The 25,177-nt window shown below is 31.9% G+C and carries 28 protein-coding genes; 24 read left to right on the top strand and 4 right to left on the bottom strand.

The genetic code is table 11. The annotated features are described in order from the left end of the window. The first annotated feature begins 20 nt into the window (after positions 1 to 20). From AWE51_RS05040 to AWE51_RS05015, 6 genes are read left to right on the top strand one after another with little or no spacing between them, the layout of a single operon-like run. Complete coding sequence (locus AWE51_RS05040; protein ID WP_232517342.1) at positions 21 to 512, top strand: hypothetical protein; 492 nt, start codon at positions 21 to 23, stop codon at positions 510 to 512. 10 nt (positions 513 to 522) lie between these two features. Beyond that, positions 523 to 960: a 3-hydroxyacyl-ACP dehydratase FabZ family protein gene (locus AWE51_RS05035; protein ID WP_066311002.1), complete on the top strand. Its 438-nt coding sequence runs from the start codon at positions 523 to 525 to the stop codon at positions 958 to 960. A 5-nt stretch (positions 961 to 965) separates the two neighbouring features. Further along, a complete protein-coding gene (locus tag AWE51_RS05030; protein WP_066310332.1) occupies positions 966 to 1,865 on the top strand; it encodes an alpha/beta hydrolase in 900 nt (299 codons plus the stop codon). Continuing rightward, entirely contained in the window at positions 1,858 to 3,132 is a 1,275-nt protein-coding gene (locus tag AWE51_RS05025) for a beta-ketoacyl-[acyl-carrier-protein] synthase family protein (protein WP_066310329.1), read from the top strand. The genes AWE51_RS05030 and AWE51_RS05025 overlap by 8 nt, the downstream gene beginning before the upstream one ends. 45 nt (positions 3,133 to 3,177) lie before the next feature. Further along, a complete protein-coding gene (locus AWE51_RS05020; RefSeq protein WP_066310328.1) occupies positions 3,178 to 3,432 on the top strand; it encodes an acyl carrier protein in 255 nt (84 codons plus the stop codon). After that, the gene (locus tag AWE51_RS05015; protein WP_066310326.1) at positions 3,429 to 3,968 is read left to right on the top strand and encodes a 4'-phosphopantetheinyl transferase superfamily protein; all 540 of its coding nucleotides are present in this window, start codon (positions 3,429 to 3,431) and stop codon (positions 3,966 to 3,968) included. The genes AWE51_RS05020 and AWE51_RS05015 overlap by 4 nt, the downstream gene beginning before the upstream one ends. A gap of 19 nt (positions 3,969 to 3,987) precedes the next feature. On the opposite strand, the gene AWE51_RS05010 is transcribed toward AWE51_RS05015, so the two are convergent. Further along, positions 3,988 to 4,587 carry a YceI family protein gene (locus tag AWE51_RS05010; protein WP_066310320.1) on the bottom strand — a complete coding sequence of 200 codons (600 nt, stop codon included), beginning with the start codon at positions 4,585 to 4,587 and terminating at the stop codon, positions 3,988 to 3,990. A gap of 319 nt (positions 4,588 to 4,906) precedes the next feature. On the opposite strand from AWE51_RS05010, the gene AWE51_RS26370 reads away from it, so the two are divergent. The 8 genes from AWE51_RS26370 to AWE51_RS04975 all read left to right on the top strand — a co-directional run bounded on the left by AWE51_RS26370 (position 4,907) and on the right by AWE51_RS04975 (position 11,612). Continuing rightward, positions 4,907 to 5,077, top strand: coding sequence for a hypothetical protein (locus AWE51_RS26370; RefSeq protein WP_157766018.1), 171 nt, complete (start codon positions 4,907 to 4,909; stop codon positions 5,075 to 5,077). Positions 5,078 to 5,273: 196 nt separating this feature from the next. Next, positions 5,274 to 5,681 (top strand): DUF983 domain-containing protein, encoded by a 408-nt coding sequence (locus AWE51_RS05005; protein WP_066310318.1) that lies wholly within the window; start codon positions 5,274 to 5,276, stop codon positions 5,679 to 5,681. Further along, positions 5,674 to 6,306 carry a Crp/Fnr family transcriptional regulator gene (locus tag AWE51_RS05000; protein WP_066310316.1) on the top strand — a complete coding sequence of 211 codons (633 nt, stop codon included), beginning with the start codon at positions 5,674 to 5,676 and terminating at the stop codon, positions 6,304 to 6,306. The genes AWE51_RS05005 and AWE51_RS05000 overlap by 8 nt, the downstream gene beginning before the upstream one ends. Before the next feature lie 73 nt (positions 6,307 to 6,379). After that, positions 6,380 to 8,110, top strand: a complete 1,731-nt coding sequence (locus tag AWE51_RS04995; RefSeq protein ID WP_066310314.1) for a SulP family inorganic anion transporter — start codon at positions 6,380 to 6,382, stop codon at positions 8,108 to 8,110. Positions 8,111 to 8,182: 72 nt separating this feature from the next. Next, entirely contained in the window at positions 8,183 to 9,595 is a 1,413-nt protein-coding gene (locus tag AWE51_RS04990) for an MBL fold metallo-hydrolase (RefSeq protein ID WP_066310311.1), read from the top strand. 104 nt (positions 9,596 to 9,699) lie between these two features. Continuing rightward, positions 9,700 to 10,089, top strand: coding sequence for a rhodanese-like domain-containing protein (locus AWE51_RS04985; RefSeq protein WP_066310304.1), 390 nt, complete (start codon positions 9,700 to 9,702; stop codon positions 10,087 to 10,089). Positions 10,090 to 10,177: 88 nt separating this feature from the next. Then, positions 10,178 to 10,777, top strand: coding sequence for a Crp/Fnr family transcriptional regulator (locus AWE51_RS04980; protein WP_066310999.1), 600 nt, complete (start codon positions 10,178 to 10,180; stop codon positions 10,775 to 10,777). A 172-nt stretch (positions 10,778 to 10,949) separates the two neighbouring features. Continuing rightward, positions 10,950 to 11,612 carry a peroxiredoxin gene (locus tag AWE51_RS04975; RefSeq protein WP_066310302.1) on the top strand — a complete coding sequence of 221 codons (663 nt, stop codon included), beginning with the start codon at positions 10,950 to 10,952 and terminating at the stop codon, positions 11,610 to 11,612. Between the two features lie 54 nt (positions 11,613 to 11,666). On the opposite strand, the gene AWE51_RS04970 is transcribed toward AWE51_RS04975, so the two are convergent. Then, entirely contained in the window at positions 11,667 to 12,542 is an 876-nt protein-coding gene (locus AWE51_RS04970; protein WP_066310299.1) for a sterol desaturase family protein, read from the bottom strand. Between the two features lie 332 nt (positions 12,543 to 12,874). Between AWE51_RS04970 and AWE51_RS04965 the strand changes: the two genes are divergently transcribed. The 5 genes from AWE51_RS04965 to AWE51_RS04945 all read left to right on the top strand — a co-directional run bounded on the left by AWE51_RS04965 (position 12,875) and on the right by AWE51_RS04945 (position 17,500). Continuing rightward, positions 12,875 to 13,081 (top strand): YgaP family membrane protein, encoded by a 207-nt coding sequence (locus AWE51_RS04965; RefSeq protein WP_066310297.1) that lies wholly within the window; start codon positions 12,875 to 12,877, stop codon positions 13,079 to 13,081. Positions 13,082 to 13,299: 218 nt separating this feature from the next. Continuing rightward, positions 13,300 to 14,361 (top strand): YncE family protein, encoded by a 1,062-nt coding sequence (locus AWE51_RS04960; protein WP_066310294.1) that lies wholly within the window; start codon positions 13,300 to 13,302, stop codon positions 14,359 to 14,361. 114 nt (positions 14,362 to 14,475) lie between these two features. Then, positions 14,476 to 15,390 carry a DUF302 domain-containing protein gene (locus tag AWE51_RS26065; RefSeq protein WP_082832314.1) on the top strand — a complete coding sequence of 305 codons (915 nt, stop codon included), beginning with the start codon at positions 14,476 to 14,478 and terminating at the stop codon, positions 15,388 to 15,390. A gap of 271 nt (positions 15,391 to 15,661) precedes the next feature. After that, positions 15,662 to 16,969, top strand: a complete 1,308-nt coding sequence (locus tag AWE51_RS04950; protein WP_066310291.1) for an NAD(P)/FAD-dependent oxidoreductase — start codon at positions 15,662 to 15,664, stop codon at positions 16,967 to 16,969. Between the two features lie 69 nt (positions 16,970 to 17,038). Beyond that, positions 17,039 to 17,500, top strand: a complete 462-nt coding sequence (locus AWE51_RS04945) for a methyltransferase family protein (protein WP_157766017.1) — start codon at positions 17,039 to 17,041, stop codon at positions 17,498 to 17,500. Here AWE51_RS04945 and AWE51_RS04940 read toward each other — a convergent pair. Continuing rightward, entirely contained in the window at positions 17,492 to 18,700 is a 1,209-nt protein-coding gene (locus tag AWE51_RS04940; protein WP_066310287.1) for a multidrug effflux MFS transporter, read from the bottom strand. The genes AWE51_RS04945 and AWE51_RS04940 overlap by 9 nt on opposite strands. Before the next feature lie 219 nt (positions 18,701 to 18,919). Between AWE51_RS04940 and AWE51_RS04935 the strand changes: the two genes are divergently transcribed. Further along, positions 18,920 to 19,435, top strand: a complete 516-nt coding sequence (locus AWE51_RS04935) for a hypothetical protein (protein ID WP_066310284.1) — start codon at positions 18,920 to 18,922, stop codon at positions 19,433 to 19,435. 102 nt (positions 19,436 to 19,537) lie between these two features. Further along, positions 19,538 to 20,110, top strand: a complete 573-nt coding sequence (locus tag AWE51_RS04930) for a DUF4251 domain-containing protein (protein WP_066310278.1) — start codon at positions 19,538 to 19,540, stop codon at positions 20,108 to 20,110. A gap of 17 nt (positions 20,111 to 20,127) precedes the next feature. Here AWE51_RS04930 and AWE51_RS04925 read toward each other — a convergent pair whose 3' ends face one another. Continuing rightward, entirely contained in the window at positions 20,128 to 21,246 is a 1,119-nt protein-coding gene (locus tag AWE51_RS04925) for a helix-turn-helix domain-containing protein (protein ID WP_066310274.1), read from the bottom strand. Between the two features lie 207 nt (positions 21,247 to 21,453). Between AWE51_RS04925 and AWE51_RS04920 the strand changes: the two genes are divergently transcribed. From AWE51_RS04920 to AWE51_RS04910, 3 genes are all read left to right on the top strand, one after another. Further along, positions 21,454 to 23,094 (top strand): serine hydrolase domain-containing protein, encoded by a 1,641-nt coding sequence (locus AWE51_RS04920; RefSeq protein ID WP_066310272.1) that lies wholly within the window; start codon positions 21,454 to 21,456, stop codon positions 23,092 to 23,094. 449 nt (positions 23,095 to 23,543) lie between these two features. Beyond that, the gene (locus AWE51_RS04915; RefSeq protein WP_066310266.1) at positions 23,544 to 24,194 is read left to right on the top strand and encodes a hypothetical protein; all 651 of its coding nucleotides are present in this window, start codon (positions 23,544 to 23,546) and stop codon (positions 24,192 to 24,194) included. 5 nt (positions 24,195 to 24,199) lie between these two features. Beyond that, a complete protein-coding gene (locus AWE51_RS04910) occupies positions 24,200 to 24,916 on the top strand; it encodes a pentapeptide repeat-containing protein (protein WP_066310264.1) in 717 nt (238 codons plus the stop codon). Positions 24,917 to 25,177: the final 261 nt, after the last annotated feature.

The following is a 25,177-nucleotide window of genomic DNA, read 5'->3' as shown; positions in this document are numbered from 1 at the left end:
GAGAATAAAAAATGAAAAAAATGAAAAGTATACTCATCTTACTCTTACCAATACTATTTTATATAGTATCATGTAAAGAGGATAATACCATGGATATAGCAGACAATAACCCGCCAATAACTAATGATAATACTGCAGCAGCTGTAGTTAGTGTTTCTGTGAGTGGAAATGAAAATTCGTACTCTTTCAGTGTTGGGATTAAAAGCCCTGATACAGGATGTAATCAGTATGCTGATTGGTGGGAAGTAATTACAGAGAATGAAACATTGCTATACAGAAGAATTTTGGCGCATAGTCATGTAAATGAACAGCCTTTTGTAAGATCCGGAGGTCCCATTTCGATAACTAAAGATCAAGTGGTAATTATACGAGCGCATATGAATACTAGCGGATATGGAGATAAAGTATTTAAAGGAAGTGTATCTACAGGATTTAAAGAGGAAGATTTAGAAAAAACCTTTGCTAATGCTCTAGAAACAGTTGCACCATTGCCTAGTGGGTGTGCTTTTTAATTTTGGACTTATGACTAAAAAGAATATTGTATCTAAACTACCGTATACGAAACCTTTCTTGTTTGTTGATGAAATTATTGATGTTAATGAAGAACACATTAAAGCACATTATACGTTTTTAGAAGATGAGTTTTTCTATAAAGGTCATTTTAAAGATAATCCAGTTACTCCAGGAGTTATCTTGACAGAATGTATGGCGCAAATTGGTATGGCCTGTCTTGGGATTTATTTGTTAAAAGATTCTTGGGATGATGAAAATTGGCAGGTGGCAATGACCAATAGCCAAGTAGATTTTTATAAGCCCGTTTTTCCTGGAGAAAAAGTAATAGTAACTGCTAATAAAATATATTTTAGATTTAATAAACTAAAATGTGATGTAGTGATGCATAATGCAAATGATACTATTGTAGCAAAAGGAACAGTAGCCGGAATGGCATTTAAAAAATAAAACAAATGAGTTTAGGGTATTCACTAGTAAAACTATTTCTAAAGTTAAAAGGAGAGAAGAAATCATGGTCAGAAGACCCTATAAACTATGTAAAAAAAAGGAAACAAGATATATATAAACCAAGTAGTTTTCTATTATCTGGTTGTAGTTTTAAAACTAAAAAAATAGCCGATAGTTCAGTAACATTTCTTGAGCCTAAACAACTAAAAAGTGATTTTTTGTTAATCTATTGTCATGGTGGAGCATTTGTCTATGGACCAACAAGAGAGAATTGGGTGGCACTAGCTAAAATAGCTAATCAATCTAAAATTTGTGCTTGGATGGTAGACTATCCTAAGGCACCAGAAAATAAAATAGAACATATTACAGATAGTGTGTTCAAAGTATATACAGAAGCTACAAAATCATATGATCCCTCAAAAATAATAGTAATGGGTGATTCTGCTGGTGGAAGTCTTATACTTACACTCGCTCAGCGTCTTGTTAGTGAGGGTAGCACGTTACCAAATAGACTTATCGCAATCACGCCTGTTGTGGATGCTAGCGTCTCTAATGTAGATATTCCTAAAGTTGATCTTATTGATCCTATACTTAGTTTAAAAGGTGTTCGATCTGCAAATCTTATGTGTGTAGGTGAATTACCGTTAAAAACCCCATTAATATCGCCACTCTACGGTGAGTTTAAGGGGTTGCCTAGTATTCATTTGTTTATGGCTACAAATGATATTCTTACTCCTGATCAGGAATTGTTCGTCGAGAAAATACGAAATAGTAATGGAGAGATAGAAGTGATTAGAGGAGAAGGAATGCCTCATGTATGGCCAATTTTACCTTTTATGCCAGAAGCAAAAACAGGATTAAAAAAGATAATATCAATTATAAATTCTGCTGTAGATAATGAATAAAAGGAGAGTTGTAATTACAGGTTTAGGAGTTGTTTCTCCAAATGGAATGACCGTTTCAGAATTTAAAAGTGCGATGTATAATGGTGTAAGCGGTATACGATTTATTGAACAGTTAAAAGAGTTAAAGTTTTCATGTCAAATTGCTGGTTTACCGAATTATAATAAAGATTATTTAAATAATTACTTTACGTCTATTCAACAACGTGGTTTGAATGCTTCTGGTATGGAGTACGGAGTAATTGCTGGTCTAGATGCTTGGAAAGATGCTGGCCTATCTACTAATGATTCGGAAATACCTTTATGGGATGTTGGAGTAATATTTGGTACAGGGATTTTAGGAGTAGATAAGTTTCGAGATGCCATTTATAAAGTAGATGATGGTAACGTTCGACGTTTAGGAAGTACAACAGTAATACAAACAATGGCTAGCGGAATTAGTGCCTTTTTAGGAGGTATGTTAGGTTGTGGAAATGTAGTAACCACAAATTCTTCAGCTTGTAGTACAGGAACAGAAGCTATTTTAATGGCATATGATAGAATTGCTAGTGGTAATGCCGAAATTATTCTTGCCGGTAGTACCAGCGATAGTGGTCCGTATGTTTGGGGTGGATTTGATGCTATGCGTATTTTGCCATATAAATATAATGACAATCCTACAGAAGCTTCTAGACCCATGAGTGCAACTGCTAGCGGTTTTGTTCCCGGTAGTGGAGCAGGGGCATTAGTGGTAGAAAGTCTCGAAAGTGCGCAAAAAAGGGGAGCAAAAATCTATGCAGAAATTTTAGGTGGCCATGTAAATAGTGGTGGACAACGAAATGGAGGTAGTATGACTGCTCCTAATAGTGAGGCGGTGCAATACTGTATTAAAAAAGCTGTACAGAATTCGAATATTGAAGCAAAAGATATAGATCTCATTAATGGTCACCTAACGGCTACAACAAAAGATAGTTCCGAAATCTTGAATTGGTGTGAGGCTTTAGGAGTTAGTACAATAGATTTTCCGTATATAAATTCATTAAAAAGTATGATAGGTCACTGTTTAGCTGCATCTGGTAGCATAGAAAGTGTGGCTACTGTTTTACAACTAAATGAAGGATTTGTTTTTGGAAATATTAATTGCGAAGATCTTCATCCTGATATAAAACCATTGATTGACAGAGATAAAGTACCTACTCAAACTATTGATTTTAATGTAAAAATAGCGGCAAAAGCAAGTTTTGGCTTTGGAGATGTTAATGCGTGCATTATTTTTAAAGAATATAGCTAATTTGCGTCGTCTTATTTTATGAATAAAAAATAGAATATTAATACTATGAATAAAGAAGAATTACTTTCAAAATTAAAAACAATTATAACTCCTTATGTTCAGAATCAAGAAGGGCTCGAAAACCTTACAGAGGATACTGATTTTATACAGGATTTAGAAATCAATTCAGCAAATTTAGTTGATGTGATTCTCGATGTAGAAGATGAGTTTGATATTGAAATTGATAATGAGGCAATGGAAAAAATGTTAACAGTTAAAGCTTCTTTGGTAATTATAGAAGAAAAATTAAATGAAAAATGATCGGTAATGATATTGTAGATCTAGAGTTAGCCAAGAAACAGAGTAATTGGCAACGAAAAGGATGGTTACAAAAAATCTTTACCGAAACTGAACAGCAGCTTATTTTAGATTCATGTAAACCCGAGTTACAAGTTTGGAAATTCTGGAGTATGAAAGAAGCCTGTTATAAAGCACATCAAAGGTGTTTGGCACATTCACCAAGGTATAATCCATTAAGTTTTGAGTGCGCATTAAATGGTCTGATTAGCATTCAAGGAGAACAATATCGATCAATTGTAGAGTCAACAGGGCAGTATGTATATAGTGTTGCAAAGAAAATTCCGCTGCCATATACCTCTAAAATATTTGACACAAAAGTAGACTTGAAAGTTAAGTTGTCAGAATTTGTAACTATGAGTTCAAATAATATTTCTTCTGTACATATTACAAAAGATCAAAATAATATACCCCAATTACTAGTGAACGCTAAAACTATGAAATATCCTTTTTCATTTACCAATCATGGTAAATATGCTGCATTTGCGATTACAATTTAAGAATGATTAAATGGCATTGCTATTTAAGAAAAGGGAAGTGAAATTGTATCTCTAGCTTATTTTTCTCACGCTCATCATGAATGTTAACACCAAAATCACTAGTGTGAATGATCGTATTGCCTAGTAATTTATTATCTCCAAGAGAGAATGTAATGATTACCTCTTTTGATGTTCCCTTAATAGTTAAGGTACCTATAACCTTAAAAGTATTTTCATTAAAAGCTACTACTTGCTTGCTTTGAAAATCGATTTTAGGATACTTTTTTTTATGAAAGAATTTCTGCCACATTAAATGGCCATCTCGTAAAAAGTTATCAGTATCAATCGTTTCAACCAATGCTGTCCCCTTAAAAAAGGCATTATCTACATCATTAGGATTAAAATCAATTCTGAAATCTAATCCGCTGATTGTACCAGACGTATCTTCTTCTGTAAAGACGAATGATATTTTCGCATTTTTTTCATCAAAATCTAATCCTTTAAAATCGTTGATTAAGGTATAATCGGTGTCAGAATAATTAATCTCAATTTGTTGTGCTGTAATTTCAGGATTCAATTGCTGACCAAATCCTAATGTCAAACTACATAAGCAAAATAAAAAACTAAAAGAAAACTTCATAAAAGGGGGTATGTTTAAGTGACAATATAAAAATAATCAATAATCATTCCAAAGGATTAGGATATTTTACCCCTTTTAATACGGGTTAATTAACGCTAATTAACTTTGTTTTAATCTTATGTATTTGATCTGCAACACTTTTAAAGTAATATGTATATGGTTTTGCGCAGATTGTTTTAGACTTTGTAGGATTTAGGATTACATAGATCATAAAATAAATATAAAGTCATATCAACAGATAGTCTAAAATTAAAAAAAGTAATAAATTTAGAATAGGGAAGATTGATAGTCAAGACCAATTAATCTAAAATGTTGAGTTATGAGTAAAGAAAAACCCACCAAAAAAAGAATTTTTGCAGATTTTCAAAATAAGTATAGAAGATCATCAAACTTTGGATATGGATCCAAAAGAGATCGGTTTGCTATAGCCGGTAACGGAGAGTTACTGCCATCAGAAAGAGATGAAAATTCAGAAAATCAAAATCACTAAGTATTGTTTAAAGTTACTTTGTTGTAAATAAATAGCTTTTTTAGTATTGTTTTGGATACTTCAAAACAAATTTCTTATGTGCTTTTTTTAAGTTAAAATCTCTAAGTATGTAACTTTTGTTACTGTACAAAGAGAGTTTCAAGTATACCTTTACATATCTAATTTCAAGCAAAAGTTTTGCTATAACATAATAGATATGATCGGTAAAGGAACTAAACTATATAGTATTTTAAGAATGAAATGTCCCAGATGCCATGAAGGCGATTTTTTTGAAGGACATCCTTATAACTTGTCAACAATGGGTAAGGTTAAAAGTCATTGCCCAAAATGTGATGTAAAGTATTCTATCGAACCTAGTTTTTATCAAGGGTCTTATTATGTTGTCTACAGTTTAGGAGTTGCTTTGTTTATTGGTATTTGGGTATTAAAAGCTATTTTATTTCCCGAAGCCGGTCCAGGGATATTATTGTTATCTATTTTTGGTTCTTTGGTGTTATTATCTCCACTGTTATATGCATTATCAAAAATTATTTGGGCAAACCTTTTCTTTACATATGAAAAAGAAATCACTAACAAAAAGATTGTAAATTCACAAAATGATTAAAGAACTTAAGGATAGCTATGGGCACCTTTTTGAAGATGCCTTACTTGATGAAATCAGTCGTGTTGGAACGTTTAAAGAGGTTCCTGAAGGGTTTAAACTTATGGAGATTGGCCAATATATTAAAGTAATGCCATTGCTGATTAGTGGGGCGATTAAGATACTTAGAAATGATAATGACGGAGATGAATTGTTGTTATACTTTTTAGAACGTGGTGATACTTGTGCTGTAACCCTTAGTTGTTGTCTTGGCGAAACTAAAAGTCAGATACGAGCCATTGCAGAAATGGACACTAAGTTGATTATGATTCCGATAGGAAAAATGGAAGAATGGGCTGCTAAGTATAAAAGTTGGAGACGTTTTGTGTTTCAAAGCTATCATGAGCGCTTACTAGAGATGTTGTCAACCATAGATAGTATTGCTTTTTTAAAAATGGATGAGCGTCTCTTAAAGTACTTAAGGGATAAGGTTAATGTAAATAAAAACAATGTTATTCATAATACCCATCAAGAGATAGCATATGAGTTGCATACTTCTCGCGTTGTGATATCAAGATTATTAAAAAACTTAGAAAATCAAGATAAAATTAAATTACACAGAAACAATATAGAGGTGATTTCAATTTAGTGTCGAGTTTTTGTAACAAATGTTACTGTTGATGCCCTTTGACCGAATTACTTTTGAGAAAGAATAATACACTATGTTGAAACGATTTTTCCCCATTTTTGATTGGCTTTCTACCTATAAAAAAGAATATTTACCTGGTGATCTTTTTGCTGGACTTACGGTTGGGATTATGCTAATTCCTCAAGGTATGGCCTATGCGATGATTGCAGGTTTACCGCCTATTTTTGGATTGTATGCATCATTGATTCCTCAAGTTATATATGCTATAATGGGGACTTCAAGACAACTTGCTGTTGGTCCTGTTGCTATGGATTCGTTACTTGTAGCTTCGGGTTTAGGGGCATTATCTTTATCTGGTATTGATGAGTATGTTTCAATGGCAATATTTTTAGCTCTTTTTATGGGAGCAATTCAGTTGTTTCTTGGTGTATTACGAATGGGGTTTCTTGTAAATTTCCTATCAAAACCTGTCATTAGTGGGTTTACATCGGCAGCGGCTATTATTATTGCGTTAAGTCAGTTAAAACATATTTTGGGAATTGATATAGCTGGGGGTAACCGAATTCAGATTGTTTTCAAAAATACTTTCGATAATATATCCGATATCAATTGGTGCACTCTATGTATTGGATTGGTAGCAATAGTATTGATCAAAGGCATAAAAAAAGTGAAGAAGACTTTTCCTGCGGCTTTGGTTGTCGTGGTCTTAGGGATTGTGTTAATGTACTTTAGTGGTTGGAGTACTATAGGTGTTAAAATAATGGGTGAAATTCCGCAAGGATTACCCAAATTTCAGGTTCCTAATATAGAATTTTCAAGAATTTCAGAACTACTACCTATTGCAATGACTCTAGCACTCATTGCATTTATGGAAGCAATTTCTGTAGCAAAAGCTGTTGCCGAAAAGCATACCGATTATGAATTGGATTCGAATCAAGAATTAATAGCGCTAGGTACTTCTAATATTATAGGTTCCTTATTTCAGTCATATCCAACCACAGGTGGTTTTTCAAGAACAGCAGTTAATGAGCAAGCTGGAGCTAAAACAGGTATAGCTCCAATAATAAGCGCAATAATTGTTGGCTTAACATTACTGTTTCTTACACCTCTCTTTTATTATTTACCTAATGCTGTTTTGGCAGCAATTATTATGGTAGCAGTATTTGGATTAATAGATGTTAAGTATCCTATGCAACTTTTAAAATCAAGAAAAGATGAATTTGCATTATTGCTAATTACCTTTTTAATAACACTAACAGTAGGAATTAAAGAAGGAATTATTTTAGGAGTCTTAATTTCTTTAATAGTTGTTATATATAGAACATCTAAACCTCATATGGCTGTATTGGGTAGAATTGAAGGAACAAATTACTTTAAAAATATAAATCGGTTTAATACAAATGACAAGGAGCGAGAAGATGTTCTTATTGTAAGATTTGATGCGCAGTTATTCTTTGGTAACAAAGATTATTTTAAAAAACGACTTCAGAAGCATATATTGCGCAAAGGATTATCGCTAAGAACTATTATTCTTAATGCCGAAGCAATTAATTATATTGATAGTAGTGCTACTCATATGTTGATGCAATTAATAGATGAATTAAAAGCTAAAAAAATAAGACTTATTATTGCAGGAGCAATCGGACCTACAAGAGATATTATATTTAGTAGTGGTATGATTGATAAAATTGGTTTAAACAACCTTTTTGTTAGAACCTACGAAGCAATGGATGAATTAGACGGGAAAGAAGAGAAAACAAAAATTCAAGAAAAAATCAGCCAACAAACAAAAAGTGCTGTGTAACAATTGTTACTGCACTTCTTTTTAATATAAAATACATTTGTAACTATAATTTAAGTAGTAAAAGAAAACGATATGCAAATAGAACAGATATATACAGGATGTTTAGCACAAGGAGCTTATTATATAGAAAGTCAAGGTGAAGTTGCTATTATAGATCCATTAAGAGAAATTACTCCTTATGTAAATCGTGCAAAACTTGATAATGCCAAAATCAAGTATATTTTTGAGACTCATTTTCATGCTGATTTTGTAAGCGGACATGTTACTTTATCTAAAGAAACTGGTGCTCCCATAATTTATGGACCTAATGCTGAGCCTTCTTTTGATGCTATTATTGCTACAGACGGTCAAGAATTTACAGTTGGAGAGCTTACAATTAAAGTATTACACACTCCAGGGCATACGATGGAAAGTACGTCGTATTTATTAAGAGACCATAATGGGAAAGATCATGCTGTTTTTAGCGGTGACACCTTGTTTTTAGGAGATGTTGGCCGTCCTGATTTAGCACAAAAAGCAGCAGATATGACCCAAGAACAATTGGCCGAAACACTATATGATAGTTTAAGAACCAAAATAATGCCTCTTGGAGATGATGTTATTGTATACCCAGCTCACGGTGCGGGTTCTGCATGCGGAAAAAATCTGAGTAAAGAAACAGTAGGAACTATTGGTGGTCAAAAGGAAACAAATTATGCGCTAAGGGCTAATATGACTAAGCAAGAGTTTGTAAAAGAGGTAACAGATGGGTTATTGCCTCCACCACAATATTTTCCGCTAAATGTAAAAATGAACAAAGAAGGGTATGAAGATATTGATGCAGTAATTAAAAGAGGAACTAGAGCTCTTAGTCCCGAAGCATTTGAGATAGCTGCAAATGAAACCGATGCGTTAATACTGGATGTGCGTAGTCAAGAAGAATTTGCTGAAGGCCATATACCAAGATCAATTTTTATAGGAATCGATGGTGGTTTTGCCCCTTGGGTCGGTGCATTGATAGGAGATGTGCAACAACCCATATTATTGGTAACCCCAGAAGGAAGACAAGAAGAAACAATAACCCGTTTGTCAAGAGTAGGTTTTGATAATACAATAGGATATCTTGAAGGTGGTTTTATGGCTTGGAAAAAAGCGGCAAAAGAGTATGATAGTGTATCATCTATCCCCGCAGCCCGTTTTAAAGAAATTATAGAAAAAGAAGAAACTCCTATTTTTGATGTTCGTAAAAATGGTGAGTTTACATCAGAACATATAGATAAAGCTCATAATACGCCATTAGATTTTATAAATGACCATTTACCAGAGTTTCCATCAGATAAAACCTTTTATGTGCATTGCGCTGGTGGCTACAGAAGTATGATCGCTGCTTCTATTTTAAAAAGCAGAGGAATCCATAATTTAATTGATGTGGCTGGTGGATTTAAGTCTATTAAAGAAGCGGGTATTCCTGTAACAAATTATGTTTGTCCGTCAACATTAAAATAGAATGGTTATACAATAAAAGTGTACAGTTTAGTACTTGTATAATTTCTATAACACTATAAAAAGGAAGTGCTTTCAAAAGCACTTCCTTTTACAATTTTTAAAAAATGATAAAAAGATATTTACCATTCTTCATTTTACTTTTATTTATATGTGCAATTGATGCTCAAGAAGCTCCTAAGGTTTCAATTATTGATATTACAGTTTTTAAGGAAGCTGTTATTGGAAAAGATGTTCAATTAATAGATATTAGAACTTCAAAAGAGTATAGTGCAGGCTATATTGATGATGCCAGAAATATTAGTATTACTGATATAGATAACTTTAATGCCCAATTTAGTAAACTAAACAAAGAAAAACCGGTGTATTTATACTGTTATTCTGGTGTTAGAAGCAATCGTGCTAGTAAAAAGTTGTTAGCTATGGGATTTAAGTATGTTTATGATTTTAAGGGAGGATACAAAGCCTGGAGTAATCAAGTCACTATAGATAAATAAGTATGTTAAACTATTTATTAAATTAGTAAGCTAAAACTATATTTTGATCTCAGAAGCCTTAAATACTTATTTTCCTAAATTGGCAAAAATGCCAAAATTAAAAGAAGAGCTTATAGCCATTAGTAGCATCCATAAATTTGATGCGGGTACTGTAATTCTTAAACAAGGTTCGTATATAAAGGTAATTCCGTTAGTAGTTTCTGGATTAGCAAAAGTGTTTAAAGAAGAACCTGTTAACGGAAACGAGGTATTACTGTATTATATAAAACCAGGAGAAAGTTGTGTAATGTCTGTAACAACCTTAGTAAGAAATGAAACGAGTAGGGTTAAAGCAGTTATAGAAGAAGATTCTGAAGTAGTCATTATACCTGCTGATAAGGCATTAGAAATTGCTAAAAAGTATCCTAAATGGAATGAGTTTATTTATGATTTGTTCAATTTTAAGTTTGAAGAGTTAATTAATGTTATTGAGATACTAACATTCTCAAATAAAGATAAACGACTTCTAGAATACCTTAAGAAAGAAGCTCGTTTAAAAGGAAGTTTTATGTTGCACACTACGCATCAGCATATAGCCTATGATCTTGGTTCGTCAAGAGAGGTCATCTCAAGATTACTAAAAAAACTAGAACAAGACGGTTTAATTACACTTAGACAAGGTGTAATTGAGCTTCTACATACTACCTAAATTGCGATACAGATTGTACTGTTAAACTTTCATTAATAGTATTAGATGAAATTTATTAATCATTTGATAATCAAATGATTAAATGTTTTTATCTGAAGTGATTTTGTTGTGTAACTTAAGTTGCTGATACTATTGATTAGGGAGCTTATCTTAGTTACAAAATCATATAATTATGGAAGTTACCGAACAAAAAATCACCACGATTCCTAGAATAGGAGATATGGCTCCTGATTTTGAAGCCATGACTACAAAAGGCAAAATTAAATTCTCTGAATTTGCAAAAGATAAATGGATTGTCATGTTTTCTCATCCAGCAGATTTCACTCCTGTATGTACTACAGAAATGAGCGGTTTTGCAATTAGAAAAAATGAATTTGATGAGCTAAGTACAGAACTAGTTGGTTTGAGTATTGATAGTATTCATTCACATTTAGGGTGGGTGAACAATGTGAGAGAACATACAGGAGTATATTTTGATTTTCCGATTATTGCGGATATTGATATGAAAGTTTCAAAATTATACGGCATGCTACAGCCAAATGAAAGTGAAACAGCTGCTGTTAGAGCCGTATTCTTTATCGATCCAAAAAAGAAAATTAGGCTTATTATGTATTATCCGCTTAATATCGGTAGAAACATGGATGAAATACTACGCTCTTTAGAAGCTTTACAAATTTCTGATAAGCATAAAGTAGCGATGCCATTAGATTGGAAAAAAGGAGATAAAGTAATCATTCCTCCCCCAAAAACATTAGCAGAGATGGATGCACGAATAAACGATGATACTTGTGAAAAAGTAGATTTTTATTTAGCCAAAAAAGAGTTGTCAAATTAATGGTTTCACAAAGATATGATGGTAGCAGTGCTGCCATCATATTTTTTATATGACTTACTTTTTATCTTTCTTAAAACCGTAGGTCATTTGCCCAATGAAATCTTTAGGAAACTTGTCATCGCCTTCAAACCCTAGATCAATAGTGCCACTATCTTCGGGTATATAGTGTGTTTTAAAAATGTAATCCCATAAACTTAAACTTATTCCGAAATTTACACCGTACTTACCTTCAGGCAGTGTATAAGCGTGATGATATAAGTGCATTACAGGATTGTTAAGTATATATTTTAATGGACCCCAGGTAATTTTAATGTTAGAATGATTAAAATGACCGATAGTAATGGCTAAAAAATGTACGATATAAGCTTGTTCTGGTTCAAAACCACCAAGTATCATCACCGCAAAAGTCTTAAGAGGTTTGTATAATAGGTTTTCCATCCAATGATATCTTAAATGTGCCGCAAATCCCATTTCTTTAACACTATGATGCACTTGATGATAACGCCATAGTATTGGAAACTTATGTAGTAAAATATGTGTAAACCACTGTACGAAGTCTAAAATTATAAAGAAAACAAGTAGTTGAGACCACATAGGCCAATTAGCAATATGGAGTAGGGATAAACTTTTGGTTGTAATCCCAATATCTAAAAAGAAAACGCTAAGTAATTTATAGATTCCGCTAATAGCGATAGAAAATATAAAGAAGTTAAAGAACATATAGAATCCGTCCATCCAAAAATCCTGTCTAAACATAGATTGACGTTTTCGCCATGGGAAAGCCATTTCTAACAACCATACAAACAAAGAAATAATAGTAAGTCCCCAAAAATAATTTTCATAATAGGGTACTTCAAATAGTATAGATTTTAAAGTCCAATCTAAAGTTCCTTGAAAGGCATTAACAAACGCATCTACATACTTTTCCATATAAAACAAAAATACATTTATTCTATTTTGCAACCTGTAACAAAAGTCACAAAACTACAAACAGGTTTAAATACATACATAGTCGACAATAGAATCATACTATTACACGTTGATATAAAGTATCCTTCAATCACTATACAGAATAGATAGTTGTAACATGTGTCACATGATTTGTATAGCTATCATTATATTTTTGTTTAAATAATCGATTAATAATACCGAAATGAAAATCCATAAAGGATTTAAATTACTGATTGTATGCGCTCTTTGTGCTAGCCTAGTCGTCATAGCAATCATAATTATAGATTTTTTTAAACATTAAAAATAAAATTATGAAAAAGAATATGGGCGGCTTAGACCGTATTATTCGGCTGTTTGTTGCTGCTATTGTAGGTGTTCTATATTATACAGGTGTTATTCAAGGTACTTTAGCATATGTACTTTTAGGACTTTCTACAATTTTTGTACTTACCAGCTTTATCAGTTTTTGTCCGCTATATGCATTAGTGGGTCTTAATACTTGTAAGGTTAAGGCTTAATACCAAATTTGGGAAGCTGCCTTAAAAGCAAAACTTCGATATATCTTACTGTATTTAAGTTGGATATAATCGTCAAAATGTGATATATAAACTCAATAGTTAAAGGGTCTAATATGCACAATGAAGTGAACTTTCTAGGCAGCTTTTAAATCTTTGACCTTTTAGGGTCGAAGCCAAAGCAGATTAACTCATGAATTCCAACTTAAATACACACACAAATGAAAAAAATACTCATATTATTAGGAATCACGGCTATAGCATTCACATCTTGTGAAACGGATATAGTGAACTCAGAAAATGAAATACAAAATACAGAAGACGCTTCTTTAAAATTTGGATACTATACAGGCAATGAATATTTTATGGTAGCCAACAGAGGGGCTTCTACAGTTTCTGTTTTTAATGCCAGAACTACAGATTTTGTACAAGATATTGCCTTGCCAGACGAAGGTGCTCAACCTACATATCTTGCTCACAGTCGCATTAACAATAATGTATATGTTGGGGATTTTGCGAATAAAAAAGTGGTATACTATGATGGAGCCTCTTTTGAACAAAAAGGAGAAATTGAAATAGAAGAAGGGGCCTTTCATATGTGGATCAATGATTTTGCAGGACAATTATGGATAAATAATATAGTATCTAAAACTACCTCTGTTATTGATTTAAGATCAAATACGGTAATTAAAAATATTCCCTTACCCACACCAGAACAAATCCCAGGCTTAACAGAAAATGCCGTCCAACACGATGTTACACTTTCACCAAGTGGTTATGCTGCTTATGTAACAGTTTTAGATGGTCCAGATACTAGTTACGTGGTTATGTATAATACACGAACTCTAGAGTATATTAAGCATGAAACAGTAGGAGGTGATGCACATTTACTTCCTGTTGGGACGAAATTATATGTTCCTTCTCAAAATAGTAGTTTACTTACTGTATTTAGCAGATTTAATTTAAATAAACTAGATGAAATTCCTTTTGAATCTACTCATGGTGTAGCAAATAGCCGTCGTTTTGTATTTACTACGGGCATTGCAGATAATAAAATAGGTGTTATAGATCGTTTTAGAAATAAGGTAGTGTCTGAAATTGATACTGATTTTAATACTCCACATAATCTTGCTGTAAATAGACGGGGTACTATTTTATTCTTAGCACATTCTGGAGGTACTGCAACAAAAGTTGTGTTTTATAAGGTAAAGCGCAATGGTAAACTTGAAAAAATATCTGATTTTGATTCAGGATTAAATCCTTTTGGAGTGCTTAGGTATTAAACACCCGCATTAATATATAATACCCATTTGCCATGGTAAATGGGTTTTACGTACTCATCAATCCTTCGCGTTAGTAAAGTATTAACATAACACAAATCATAAAACCCAACTACAATGAAAGCAATTACAATAGTATTAGCCTTTTTAATGATAAGTACTTCATGTAAAGATGATGATGACATGTCACCTGGTACTAATCCACCAGAAGTCTTAGGAATGTCGTTTACACAAAGTTCAATAGTTTTTGATGAGTCGTATACCGCTTTAAAAAGTAGTATCGATGCAAACAATAATATTAATATCATTGCAGAAGTAAATCATACCATGAATGCCACATCGGTAGGATTAACACTTAATCCAACAAGAATAGTGTTTTTTGGAAATCCAGCTCTAGGAACCCCATTAATGCAGCGTAATCAATTAGCGGGTTTGGATTTACCTCAAAAAATATTGGTTTATGAAAATGACCTAAACGAGGTATATTTAGGGTTTAATAATACAGCTTATTTATCTGCAAGACATGGATTAGATAATGTAACTACTTTACCAACAATCGAGGGTGCACTCACTAATTTAAGTACCGGCGCCGCTATGGGAGAATTAATGGCTCCTCAAAATAGCATGCCAGATCAAGGTGAAGGTATTGTTACAAAAACCAGTAACAAAACTTTTGAAGATACGTATGCTAGTTTACAAATGGCAATTGATACAAATCCTAATTTAAGAATTATTGCAGAAGTAAATCATGAAATGAATGCAATGGGAGCGGGAATGGATTTGAATCCTACAAGGCTTATCATTTTTGGAAATCCAAATCTAGGTACACCACTAATGCAAAATTCACAAACAACAGCATTAGACCTACCTCAAAAAATGTTAGTATGGCAGGATGATGCCGATGTAGTTCATGTATCTTATAACGATCCCGCGTATTTAGTAAAAAGGCATGGTATCACCGAGAATGAAAATATACTTAGTACAATCACTATGGCACTAGATAATTTGTCTAACGTGGCTATTATGAATTAAATATTATTGTAATAGGAATAGTAAACCCATTATGTATTTGCTTTTTTAAACTGCAAAGGCACAATGGGTTTACTATTTATTGTGTTTAATAGCTTTCAACCGTTTCTTTCATGACCTTAGGTCTAATTTACTTTTCGATAAATATCTTATTTTTCTTTTGAAAATATGTGTTTATACGTGTAAGAATTATTTTAGACTATGTAACAAAAGTTACAAGAATTGGTGGTGCAATCCAGTAGTTTTATAAAGTTTATCTAAAAAAACAACTTTTATGACTACACATCATCAAGTATTAATAATAGGAGGAGGCACTGCGGGCATTATGGTTTCGGCACAGCTTCTTAAAAAGGATAAGAACCTTGATATTGCAATTATTGAACCTGCAGAAACACATTATTATCAACCCGCATGGACATTGGTGGGTGCAGGAACATTTGATTTTAGTAAAACTGCAAAAACTATGGCATCTGTAATACCACAAGGAGTGCAATGGATTAAAGATTATGCAGTATCATTTGATCCTGATGTAAATACAGTGATCACAAAATCCAAAGGCGATATTACATATGATTATTTAGTGGTAGCACCTGGACTGGTATATGACTTTTCATTAATAGATGGACTAAAAGAAGCTATTGATAAAGGAGTAGTATGCAGTAACTATACTGATCCAAATCACACTTGGGAGGTTGTTAAAAACTTTAAAGGAGGAACGGCATTGTTTACACAGCCAACTACACCTATAAAGTGTGGGGGAGCTCCACAGAAAATTATGTATCTAGCAGAAAATCATTTCAAAAACAAAGGATTGAAAGCTAAAACGGATATTATTTTTGCGACACCAGGTTCTGTGATTTTTGGAGTAAAACCTATTGCAAAAACATTAATGGAAGTGGTAGATCGTAAGGATATAAATGTACGATTTCATCATAAATTAATGCGCATAGATGCTGATAAGAAAATAGCTTGGTATGAATTGGCTAAAACTATAGAAGAGAATAAATGTGTAATTATATCCGATAAAACCGAGGGAAAAATCTTAGACCCATCGGTTCAGCATAATTACAAGAATGTAAAAATGACTATTGAAGGTAATCGTTATGGTATTCATTATGATATGTTGCATCTGGCACCACCATCAGTGGCTCCAAAATTTGTTCAGGATTCATCTTTGGTAAATGATGCCAAATGGTTAGATGTAGATCATCATACCATGCAACACAATACGTATGACAATATTTTTGGATTAGGGGACGTAGCAGGGTTGCCAACAGCAAAAACAGGTGCTGCAATACGTAAACAAGTGCCTATAGTGGTTGATAATATTGCCTTACTCATGAAATATAATAAAATTGGAAACCAATCGTATAACGGATATTCATCTTGTCCTTTAGTAACAGATTATGGAAAAATGGTATTGGCCGAATTTGATTATGATAAAAACTTTATTCCTGATCCTAAGTTAAAACAATTAATGATCAATGACTCATCAAAAGAGCATTGGAGGTTATGGATGCTTAAAAAATATATGTTACCATATTTGTATTGGAACAAAATGCTAAAAGGTCTTAATGTCTGATACCTGTTTCTAAACTTGTGAAAGAGGCATTATCTTAAGTGTTTTGCCTCTTTTATGTATCGTATTGCTATGAAATTAAAGTTAAAAGATTATATGTTTGTTGGTGTTCAAGGAGTGTTATTTCTTATGTATCTCCTTATGCCAAATGTGATACCTTTTACTACAGGGGTATCCTTAGCATTTTTTGGGATATGCCTTGTTAGCATAGGGGTAGTTATCTTAATAATCGCAATGCTGCAGCTACATAGCAGTATTTCTCCTTTTCCTACTCCAAAATCTAATGCTACTTTAATTCAAAACGGAATATTTGCCTATATAAGACATCCTATCTATACAGGGATTTTGTTGAGTACGTTTGGTTATGGTTTATTTGTAGGAAGTTTATTTAAAATACTAGTAATGTTAGCTTTGTACATTCTTTTTCATTTTAAGTCGGTATACGAAGAGAAACGCTTAAGGCTAATGTTTGATCAATACGCCTATTATCAAAAGAAAACAGGAAGGTTTTTTCCGAGGATACGATTACGCTAAGACCTCTTTTTTGGCCGAAGTTTTCAGGTAGTATAAAATTGCCATAGAAAGTACCGCACATACCAAAAAACCAATAAATAAAGGAAGTGTGGAGCTACTCACAAATTTTCCGATATAAATACTGATTGGCACAGCCATGATAGTAGAAACAAATCCCGTTATAGCAGCTCCTATACCAGCAATATGCCCAATAGGTTCCATAGTCATTGCGCGTAAATTTCCGAATAAAAAACCAATAGAAAAGAACTGTAATCCAAAGAATATCAATAAAATAACAATATTTGGATTGGGTGTGTTATAAAACAATATAATGTATGTCAGTGAAATACCAAAAAACGCAAGGAGGGAAGTAGTTATCAATTTTTCCATCCCATACTTTAGTACTAGAGTTCCGTTTAAATAAATGGCACTTCCGATCGAGATAGCTAATAGTCCAAATATATACGGAAATTCATTTTTTAAATGATATTGCTCTTCAAAAATCTGTTGAGAAGCACTTAGGTAAACCATAAAAGAGCCCATGATAAAGCCAGAAATTAAGGTGTATCCAATAGTAGTTTTATGTTTTAGTAATTCTTTTAGGCCGTTACTAAAAATAGAAGGTGTAAATGCGATACGTTTTGAAACCGCTAAGGTTTCTGCTTGTCGTTTCCAAAACCAAGCCGATACCAAGACACTAAACAATAGCTGTACATAAAAAATAGCTTTCCAATCGTAATGATCTAACACAAACTTCCCCATAGCGGGAGCGATAATGGGCACCAAAATAAAAACAACGGTTATAAAAGACATAATTCTAGCCATATAATCACCGCTATAAATATCTCTGATCATAGCAATACTAATAGTTCTGGGTGCAGAAAGACCGATACCTTGTAAAATCCTGCCTACGACCATCATTTCTAAACTGGTAGCAAATACACAAATTAAACTAGCCACAATAAAAAGTGCAAAACCCATATATACCACAGGTTTTCGTCCGATACTATCTGAAATAGGACCAAAAAATAAGGGTCCAATACCTAATCCCAGAAAAATCATGGTAATTAATAATTGATTATCTGCAGGATTTGTGGTGCCTATAGTGATTCCTATAATATCAAGAGCTGGTAATAGAGCGTCTATGGCTAGAGCTACTATAGACATTAGGGATGCCATTAGCGTAATAAATTCGAATTGAGCCAGCTTCTTTTTTAACATCCCGCAAAAGTACACTATTATCTCATATCAATATTTATAGATCTTGTATATTGTTGTAACGTAATGCTCTTTTTTTAAGTCCTTTAGGATAACCAATACTAAAATAGTATGAAAAATGAATATTTTTTAACCAATATCTTTAAAACAAAAAGAGTAAACAAATACTTTTAATTAATTACTTTAACTATTTTATTATTAAGTATTTGTAATAATTATAATTTGTTTTCTCAACAAGAAAATCCGGTTGATAAAGATCCAAAAGTATCAATTTCTGATGCATCCTATGTAGATAAGTTAAACCCTGGGCAATATGCTACATTTACGATGGATTATAAAGTGAATTCTAATTTGTTTTTGACTTTAAGAGGTGAATTAAGATCGCACGGTTTTGTGCAAGTATTTAAAGTACCGCTTATGGCAAAGCAGTATGTCACTAAACAGTTTTATATTTTAGGAGGTGGAGAAGTCGAGATCACTAGAAATTTAGTGGATCCTAGGTTTTTATCTGCTGAGGAAGGAGAAGAATTTGAAAACGCAGAATTAGAGATAGAAAATTCAAGAAATGACAGTCCGAAACCATATTCTGCAGAGATTTATTTTAAATACGGATTTGGATACGAGGTAAATTCTAATTTTTCCTTAGAAGCAACTCAAGAATTGTTTTTTAATAGTGATAATTTTGGTGCTTTTTCAAACCCAAATATGTTTTCTCTAAAAGGTAAGTTTAAGTTCTAAATATCTAAAGGTTATAAGGTTAAATGACTAATTATTAGTTAAATAAAAATATGTGATCTTTGATTTTTGTACATTGTAAACTAGTAGGAAAAATTTATACGTATGAGATTTCTTTTTTTAATCGTTCTAGGAGTGTTGTTTACTGCTTGTGGTAGTACAACATCGACTGTTGTTGATGCCGAGAAAATCAAAGCTTTAGATGCTTTGGTAGCACAAAAGAATTTTGAAATAGTATCAGATTGGGCATATCCATTGGCAAATGCTAATGTTAATGCTGTTGCCATTAGTGGATTATTACCACCGGGAAGTAATGCTAATTCGATTAGTTTGGTAGGAAATCCTAATCATTTAAGAATACATGGAGATAGCGTATCCATTTCTTTACCATATTTTGGAGAACGACAATTACCGGGAAGTTACAATCCCAGAACCATCGGATTTGAGTATGACGGGATTGCAGAACGCCTTAATGTAAAGTATAATGAGAAAAAACAACGCTATCTGATTAATTTCTATATTAAAAACAGAGAAGAATCTTGTAAAGTGATGTTGATACTTTTTCCTGATTTAGAAAGTGATCTAATTATTAATAGCAGCCATCGAACAACAATTAGCTACAGAGGAAATGTATCGCAGCATTCAGAAAATACGACTACCATTACAGAAAATGAATAATTAGACGCTTTAAGTTTTTACGATTTTTCAACCTTTCTGATATATTCTGTAGGTGTAAAATTTGTTATCTCTTTAAACGCTTTATAAAAGGTAGACTTGGAATTGAATCCAACTTCAAATGCAATAGAAATTAATGTAAATTCTTTATGCTTATTTTCATTTATTCTTTGTAAAAAACACTCAACTCGATATTCGTTAACCAGTTCATAAAAAGTTTTTTTGTAGGTATTGTTTAGAACCCACGATAATTTATTGGTAGTAGTATTAATTTCATTTGCTAGAATTGACAAACTCAGTTCTGGTCGGCAATAGCCTTTCTTTTCTTCTAAGAAAGTGTCAATTAGATTTTTAATCTTAATTATTTCTTTTTCATCAAGCTTATTCTTTTTTTTAGATTCGTTTTCCTTGTTTAAAGGAAATCTAATTTTAAATACTTCTGGGTGTTTTAAATTATAAAAACCTACTATATAAATTTGTATACCAAATATTAAGCATGATATATCCCAGATCATTCTGATATCGATTGGTAATTTAACAACAAAGCGTTCAACAATACCTAACAACCAAAAAATCATATAGACCAACAAGCAAACAAGCATGATCTTTATATACTTTATAATGGTTTGATTAAAGGATAGTTCTTGTTCTTCATTCTTCTCATAGTAATTTAGTAATCTATTAGATTTGAATAAATAAGCCGAAATAACAATGAAAAATACGACATCGTTAAAAAACAATAATGTATTAAAATAACGGCTTAAATCCTGTATTGAATCATAAATATAAACATGAAAAAAACAGTATCCTAAATACAATAGTGCTGGCAAATAGTGATAGTATGCTAACTGATAATTTCCATTCTTATAAAAGAGTAAACGCCTAATATAGGTGTAAACTAAAGGGCCAATAAAAAGATAAAAAGTATTAATGATATTACCATACAACCTCAAAAAATCTCTTTCAAATTGATGGCCCATAGCTCTTTCGAATAAAAAGAGACTATAAATTGCCAATAAGTATTGTATAGCTCTGTTTGCTCCTGTATGCTTTTTAGGGATATACTGAATGGCAAAAACCAAAAACACACACTGACCAATAACCAATACCAAAAAAAGCTCATATAGCGATACATTCATGCAATTAGAATTTTAGCATTGCTGCGTTTTAATATAAAAAAAAAGAGTTTACTATTTTTTTATCATTTCAGTTAGTTAGAATCTGATTTTTATTTATGTACGGACTAAAAAAATAGTCTGATACTATAGTTTAGGACATCTAATGACGAAAATGGTTACATCTAATGATAAAAAATAATTTCCTTTACAAGAAACCAAATTACGAATATGAAATCTAATTATTTATTTATCCTTATTACATGTTTATTACTATCATGTAAAAACAGTGGTCAATCAAAATCGAGCAATACATCATCAAACGAAATTGAGAACTTATTTTTTTCAACAGTAGACTTTACAAAAGCTAAAATTTCTTCTGAAGCATATTCAAAAAACTTCGATTTACATAACGACAACTTCCTTAGTATTGTTTTCACCTTAGATAAACCATTGATAAAAAGTCTTCAAGAGTTGGCACCAAACCTGTCTGAAGAAGAATTGTTAAGTAAAGGGAATTTTCAGTTTTCATATTTGATAGATGGAAAATTAATTTATGTAGAAAACTTAAACACTGGAGCTGGACCAAAAACTCGAAAAACAGAGATGCTTAAACAAGTAGTGCCATTAGTAGCACCAGAACGAATCGGTTTTTGGGGCTGGTATATGTGGCAAAGATTTATGAAAGTTAATGGTGGGTTAGATGCGTTTACCGAAGGAAATCACACGTTAAGTATAGAAATAAAACCTTATTTAAAGGATGGTACATTAAAAGTTGGCCCTCTTTTGGCAAAAGGAAGTATTGCGGTAAAAGTGCCTAAAATTTATATAGATGAAAATTTAGTTCCTGTTCAGAAAATACAACCAAATAGTGGTTGGGAAATCGCTAAAGATAATTTTGACAACAATAAAATTGAAGCACTCAATAGAAAAATAGTAGAAGGTAGGTTTGAAGATATTAATAGCATTGTGGTGATAAAAGATGGTAAACTTTTAATAGAAGAATATTTTAACGATGCAACAAGAGATAGTTTACACAACCCTAGGTCGGTAGGAAAATCATTTGCCTCTACAATACTAGGAATTGCTATTAAAGATGAATTTGTAAAAGATGAAAACGCTTTGCTAAAAGATTTTTATGATCTAAAATCATATAAAAATTATAGTGCAAAGAAAGATTCTGTAACATTAAAATCACTTTTAACCATGAGTTCAGGATTCCTTGGTAATGATTGGGATAACGACAGTCCAGGGACAGAAGATAAAATGCAATCTACTGATAACTGGGTGAAGTTTACTTTAGATTTACCCATGCATAAAGACAAAATCATAGGCAAAGACTATAATTACTTTACTGCTGGTTCTAATTTGTTAGGAGATATTATTCATAAATCCGTTCCAAACGGACTTGTTTCTTATGGAGATAAAAAATTATTTGCCCCATTAGGCATTACCGAGTATAAATGGTTTCATACCCCTCAAAATGTTGCATATACAGGCGGTGGTATAGAACTACGAGCTATTGATTTTGCTAAATATGGACAACTTTATAAAAACAAAGGACTTTGGAATGGTAAACAAATCTTAACTAAGGAATGGGTAGAAAAAAGTTTAGCCAAACAAGTATCACAGAATTACGGAGGAATAAAAGGGATGCATTACGGTTACCTTTTCTGGAATAGAGTATATACAGTCAATGATAAAGATTATGAAGTGTCTTTTTGCACGGGTAATGGAGGCAATAAGATTTTTATTTTTAAAGATATTCCTTTTGTTATTGTCATTACGGCTTCGGCGTATAACAAACCTGGATCTCATGCCAATGTTGATAAAATGATGATTGATTATATATTGCCTGCAATACTTAAATAATAATCAATATCACAGTCGAGGTAGCATTAACAGAAAATCATTTCTCATATTTTATCAAAAGTTATGTTCTTTCCAAAAATATTAATATTTACATTACAAGTATATATACTTAAACCAAAGTCTAATAAATTAATTGGAACTAATATGTTAACAATTAATGATGAATCAATTGAAAATGAAAACAATCAAAAAGGAGAAATAAAAAAGGAGACATAAGTGATTTAATCTTAGAGAAGTGGGTAATTTCAGGAGAGTTTATTAAAGAAGGGGTAGATGACATAATGATTATGATACAGTATAGACTTGTTTAGTTAACTTTTTACAGAATAAATTCGTGTATATGTTGTAAATGCTGAGAAAGTGTTTTTGTAATATAAAAAAGGTTCCACATTTTAAATAATTACAAATTGTATATACTAATTTTACTCTAACATACTATTATTATTATTATGAATAACTCTGAGGAAATTAACGCTCTGAAAAAAGAAAATGAGGGTTTAAAAAAAATAATTGCAAAAAGAGAGAAGAAAGAGAGCCAACAAAAAAGTAGAAGGAATTGGTTTTTAAAAAAAATTGCAACACCAATAATTGGGTTTAATCTAAAGAAAAGTATAGTTAATTCAATTGATGAATTTAATGAAAAAAAGGTTTTATCAAAAGATACTCTTGCAGATTTAGGAGCAAATATTATATGGAGAATTACAAGAATAGGAATATTTGCCGTTATTATTGGTGTTTTTCCAACTGTTTTATTTATACAACAGAATAAATTATTAAGAAATCAGAATAAAAAAATAGAACAACAAACAGGTTTATTTGAATCTCAAAATAAATTCATAGAGCAGCAATCGTTTTTATCTGAAGCATCAAGGAGGTCTACACAAATGATTATTCTAGGTGATATTTTAAGTGATCTAAATAAGGAGCTTGAAAACAAAAACAATCTACAAAAAACTCTGTCCAGCACATTAGTTGGAAGGATTATAAGTATCAGCTCTGTAATGAAACCCTACTTATACTTAGAAAATGGAGAATTGATAGATAAACCGTTAAGTCCAGAGAGAGGACAATTATTAATTTCACTAATAGCAGCGATATAGACACGATGTTTTTTAAACGAAAGATACTCAAGAAATGTGACTTTTCTTATGCCGATTTGCAAAATACAACTATACAGAACGCTTATTTAAATGAAGCAAAATTATCAAATTCAAGTTTTAAAGGAGCAAAAATATTTAACTCTGATTTTAAATTTGCTGGATTATCCGGAAGTGATTTTAGTTCTTGTTTGATTTTAGAAAGTAATTTTAAACAATCATTTCTAGCGAATACTACTATAAAAAATTCATTAGTTAGACATTCAAATTTTGATAACGCTGAAATGCTTAGAGCAAATATTTACAAAACAAGTTTTAGGAATTCTAATATTAAAGGTGTGAATTTTAGGAATTCTATTTTATATGATATTGACTTTATATGTGTTGATATAGGAAAATCAATTTATGTTGATTCTAGAAAATCAATTAAAGATTCCGATGATTTTTTTTCCAAGCCTCGTTCTACAAATACAAGTTTTGAAAATGTGAGATATATGAATAAAATAACGGTTGACAGGAAAGATTGGTTGAATTATGCAAAAGATAGCCTTAAAATAAAAGGTCTGGACAATTTAACTATTACTACAAGCATAGGTGATGAAAGTGATAATTTTGGACATATACATGACCACGAAGGGAAAAAGATTGAGATGTTCATTTTAAGTGTTGAGGACTCTTTGGACAATAAAATTAATGATTTATCAAAAGGTTTTTTTGGTAATTAAGTTAAAATTTCTGTTGACCTCATAAAACTTTGGCTAAAGATTGCTCCAGTGGAGGAATTATTATAGCTGCAAGATGATTCGGAACGGATAGTACTATTGATTAAGCAAAACGTTATAAATCGCCAACATACCAGCTCGCTTACAAAATCAAAAGTCTACTAGATTTTCAATCGTTAATAAGTCTAAAGATTCTCAATCGAATATCTATGTAAAATATAAGAGAAAAGTTCTATCCGCCGTTTTACTCATAATAACGTATTT

The sequence above is a fragment of the Aquimarina aggregata genome, assembly GCF_001632745.1.
In the GTDB taxonomy this organism is placed as follows: Bacteria; Bacteroidota; Bacteroidia; order Flavobacteriales; family Flavobacteriaceae; genus Aquimarina; species Aquimarina aggregata.
This window is presented reverse-complemented; position numbering and strand designations above follow the sequence as displayed.